This window comes from Pseudoalteromonas sp. AWM4_233 (genome assembly GCF_056158285.1).
The window spans coordinates 1-4,166 of the sequence record NZ_JBSWSZ010000083.1; the positions used below are offsets into that span (position 1 = coordinate 1).

Here is a 4,166-nt window from a genome sequence, read left to right on the forward strand (position 1 = left end):
GACCTGCAAAATGCTGTGCTAGCAAACTAATATCTTCTCGGCGTTCACAAAGCGGAGGCAGTTTTAAGTTCACCACATTTAATCGGTAATATAAATCTTCACGGAACTGCTGATTATTGATTGCCTCTGGGAGGTTCTTATGAGTCGCCGACACCACCCGCACATCAATTGGGATCTCTTCTTGAAAGCCCACAGGGCGAATGGTTTTCTCTTGTAAAACCCTCAGTAGTTTTACCCGTAAATTTAGCGGCATATCACCAATTTCATCTAGAAAAAGGGTCCCACCTTGAGCTTGTTGAAACAAACCTTGATGGTCTTTGCGACTGCGCCTGTAAACGCGCCTTTTTTATGCCCAAACAATTCAGACTCTAAAAGCTCCCCCGGCACAGCGCCGCAGTTAATTGCCACAAATGGCCCGTCACTAACATGGCTATGTTGATGTATTGCTTGTGCAAGCAACTCTTTACCTGTGCCGCTAGCACCGGATATTTAACACATTCACTTGCGTTGGACCAAGCAATTTAACTTGCTCAAGTAAATGCAACATCGCGCCGCTACGGGTGACAATATTTGTTTGTGTCGGTGTTTCATCACCGTGTACACCATGGATCTCAATAGCTTTAGCAAGGCTGTCGAACAGCTCATCTTTATCAACTGGTTTGGTAATAAATGCAAAAATACCTTGCTTCGTCGCTTCCACTGCATCAGGTATCGAACCATGTGCTGTCATCATAATCACCGGCATTGAAGGGTAACGACTTTGTAACTGGCGATGTAGAGCCATGCCGTCCATTTCATCCATTCTTAAGTCAGTGATCACCGCATCATAGGTTTGGTTTTTTAGTGTTTGTAATGCCTCAATGCCACTTTCAACTGTGTTTACCAAATAGCCTTTAGACTCAATTCTAATCGCTAGTAACTTTAATAAACTCGCATCGTCATCTACTAATAAAACCCGTGGTTTTGTTACTTCATTCATGGTTACTGCTCCTTGGTCTCTTCACGTAGCAGAAGTTGTTGTTCGATAGTCGCAAGCGACGATAAGGTTTTTTCCATTTCATCACTCAGTGCTTGCTTAGCTTGTTTTGCCGCTAAATTCTGTTGTAAATATTGCTTTTGTAACCATAGATACTGCTTAATATCATCTGGCCAATAAAAGCATGGTCACTTTTTTCAAGCTGACTAAGAGCTTTTTCTGGCTCTGAAGCACCGAGTAAACAAATCGACTCAAACAGACGCTTTAGCTCATTTTCGCCAACATAATTTGCTTTATCAGAGCTTGCTTTAAAGCCACCGCACTTGGCAGCATGCCAAGCAATGACTGTACTTGCAGGCGGGTATAACGGCTCACTTTTCGGCCGAGGCTTTGGATTAGGTTGCCCTTGAGATTTCACATCTGCTGTCGGCTCTATTTGCTCTGCCTCAACATGCTTTTGCGTGATCGTGCACCCTGTTATAAAAAGTGTGCCTATAACAAGCATAAAACTGGCTTTATTCGCTAAGCCCATATCAGTTAACTCCTTGGGTTAATTGAATTGGTAAAATGGCTGTAAATACACATCCTTGCGGCTCATTATCAGTAATAGAAGCGTACTCGTTTAATTGTTCAACAGTTTCTTTAATATGGTTAAACCGAGTCCACTGCCCATTTCAGTATGTTGTTTTGGATTCTCGCCTTGGTAAAAAGCCCCAAACACGGCGGCTTTATCAGTATCTTCTATGCCTATTCCTAAGTCGCTGACACTCAAAATTAACTGTCCCTGCTTTAAGCTTGCTTTTATTGTCACTGACTCATGTTCTGGCGAAAACTTTAACGCATTTGAGGGAGCTGGAATAAGCACCATTTCAAGTAGCTCAATTGAGATAAACAAAGCTTTATTTGGTAATTCATTCACCCACACAATGGATAAGTCACGCGCTGATAATCGGTGCTCAAAATGACGCTCAATTTTGTTCATCATCAAATTAAAGTTAAGCTCGCTTAGGCTTTGCTTACTGGTGCGAATGGCGTTGTAACTCAATAAGCTTTCAATCATGGCTCTGAGTCGCACCATACTTTGCGTTATTAGCTCAAGAACGGCTTGTTGCTCGCTATTGATAGGACCAACAATTTCATCTGCGAGTAAGTCTGTGCCTTCAACCATCGAAGCTAGGGGCGTTTTTAATTCATGTGTCACATGGCGTAAAAACGTATCTTTTTGCTGCTCAAGCATATGTAACTGCGCTTGAACCCACTCTAATTTATTACCTAATTCAACTAACTCTGACGAGCCGCGAACTTGAATTTTTTGCTGCCAGTGACCTTGTCCAAGTTTATCAATCACATGTGTGAGTTCTCTGAGCCTGCCCGCTCATCCGCCAAAAAAGCCGCCCCCGACCAATAACGTGAGTGGAATTAACGCAACTAACCAATTAATAAATGAAGCTTGAAGCGCTTTTAATTGCTGCTGATTTTTTGTGATGCGCAATTCATTTTGCTCTTTGAGCCAATTTGTTTGCTCACTGATAAGCTTACTAGCGGGTGCAAACAGCTCACCATCTTGCTTTTGTTCTATTAATAAATGCTGATGCGCAAATTGTAATACCTCAGCCAATTGCCGCCACTGCGAGACATAATCAGCGGTTGGGCTTAAGAAAATGAGCTCATCGACACTTTGCAATGACGATTGCCACTTGTTGGCAATCAAGCTATCGAGGGATTCACTTTTAAGCACCCAGTTTTGTCGAGTTGCTCGTTCAAGGCTATTTAAGTCTTGTTTGAGGTTGTTAAATGCTTTAGTAATCTCGTAATTGTCACCGTACCATCTTGAGTCACTGCAAGCTGCTTATTGAGCGCATTTAAAAATAAAATCACCACCAAAGATAACGGTAGTAAAGACAGCAAAATGCTACAGACGAACTGGCCAATAAGACTAGGTCGCCAATTGAGTAACTGTTTTATTTTTATCGCTACTGTATTTTGCATATTCACTCTCAACATAATTGCAGATGCTGATTATTAGCGAACAAACTTAGACACTCGCTGAATCTGAACTTAAAAGTACTGATTTCCCCCCAAAAACCGATACAAAGTTGCTATTTGGCACAAACTAACTCATTGAAATAAAATAGATAAACTTTTAACACCTGAAAATCGTTGCAGAAAAGACACAACACCCTGTAACTATTTCGCATTCAAATCCACACAAAAACCATAACCACCTGATAACTAATAACTTTTAATATTGGCACTGATTTTGATTAGTACTAAGCAAATTAGTTATTTAGGACACAAAATGAAAGTAACGGCCCCGGTAGCCACCCTGCTTATAAGTCTGTTCTCAGTTCATAGTTACGCACTTGATTTGCAGACAACATTTAATGAGCTAGATAAAGACAGCAATGGTTTTTTGAGTGAGGCAGAAGCATCTGAAGATGCCTTGTTGCACGGCAACTTTACGCAAATTGATAGTAATCAAAATGGCCAAATTTCATTTTCTGAGTTTCAGTCGTTTATTCAATAGGAGATTGTAATGAAACAACTTTTAGCTGCATTCTCGCTGATGTTTTTAGTTATCAGCGCCACCGTTTTAGCATCACAAATGGATGTTCGATTTGCTAAATTTGATACAAACGCCGATGGCGAGATTTCATTAACTGAAGCAACCAAACACGATAACTTACTTAAGCAATTTGCCGATTTGGATGAAAACGGCTATTAGGTTTTGTCTGAACAAGAGTTTGAAAAATTCAAACCTTAACGGTTGAAGTGCTTGCCATAATCCCAGAGGGAATGTGTAAACGGATTTAAATTTTGGGAGTTAAATTATGGGCAAGCACTTTTATTTAGGAGGCAATTATGAGAATTTTCTGGCTTGCTCCATGCACCTTAATTACTATAAGCTTCAATAGCTTAGCATTGGACGTAAAACAACGTTTTGATCACCTAGATAAAGATAAAAATGGCTTTTTATCTGAGCAGGAACTGTCATCGCAACCGCACTTGCAAAAACGCATAGCGCAATGGGATACAGATAAAGATCAACAAATCTCGCTCCTTGAGTTTAAACACTATTTAACAAACAAGAGTTAAAGTAATGTCAAAATTAACCTTTGCCAGCCTAGTTTTAAGTTGTGCATTTAGCACAGGTGCTGGAAGTTAGAAGCCACAAGGATCGGTTAACCTT

4 protein-coding genes and 2 pseudogenes are annotated in these 4,166 nt (G+C 40.5%); 3 read left to right on the top strand and 3 right to left on the bottom strand.

The features are described from left to right. From ACXAC4_RS20585 to ACXAC4_RS20595, 3 genes and pseudogenes are all read right to left on the bottom strand, one after another. Nucleotides 1–979: pseudogene (locus tag ACXAC4_RS20585) on the bottom strand (sigma-54-dependent transcriptional regulator); the annotation flags it as partial. Nucleotides 980–1,091: 112 nt separating this feature from the next. Beyond that, nucleotides 1,092–1,508 carry a hypothetical protein gene (locus ACXAC4_RS20590; RefSeq protein WP_475165062.1) on the bottom strand — a complete coding sequence of 139 codons (417 nt, stop codon included), beginning with the start codon at nucleotides 1,506–1,508 and terminating at the stop codon, nucleotides 1,092–1,094. A gap of 1 nt (nucleotide 1,509) precedes the next feature. Next, nucleotides 1,510–2,965 (bottom strand): annotated as a pseudogene (locus ACXAC4_RS20595) (HAMP domain-containing sensor histidine kinase). 310 nt (nucleotides 2,966–3,275) lie between these two features. Between ACXAC4_RS20595 and ACXAC4_RS20600 the strand changes: the two are divergent. The 3 genes from ACXAC4_RS20600 to ACXAC4_RS20610 all read left to right on the top strand — a co-directional run bounded on the left by ACXAC4_RS20600 (nucleotide 3,276) and on the right by ACXAC4_RS20610 (nucleotide 4,072). Continuing rightward, nucleotides 3,276–3,503 carry an EF-hand domain-containing protein gene (locus ACXAC4_RS20600; protein WP_054551190.1) on the top strand — a complete coding sequence of 76 codons (228 nt, stop codon included), beginning with the start codon at nucleotides 3,276–3,278 and terminating at the stop codon, nucleotides 3,501–3,503. A gap of 9 nt (nucleotides 3,504–3,512) precedes the next feature. Beyond that, nucleotides 3,513–3,701, top strand: a complete 189-nt coding sequence (locus tag ACXAC4_RS20605; protein ID WP_475165063.1) for a hypothetical protein — start codon at nucleotides 3,513–3,515, stop codon at nucleotides 3,699–3,701. A gap of 137 nt (nucleotides 3,702–3,838) precedes the next feature. Next, nucleotides 3,839–4,072, top strand: coding sequence for an EF-hand domain-containing protein (locus ACXAC4_RS20610; RefSeq protein WP_054551188.1), 234 nt, complete (start codon nucleotides 3,839–3,841; stop codon nucleotides 4,070–4,072). Nucleotides 4,073–4,166 lie beyond the last annotated feature (94 nt).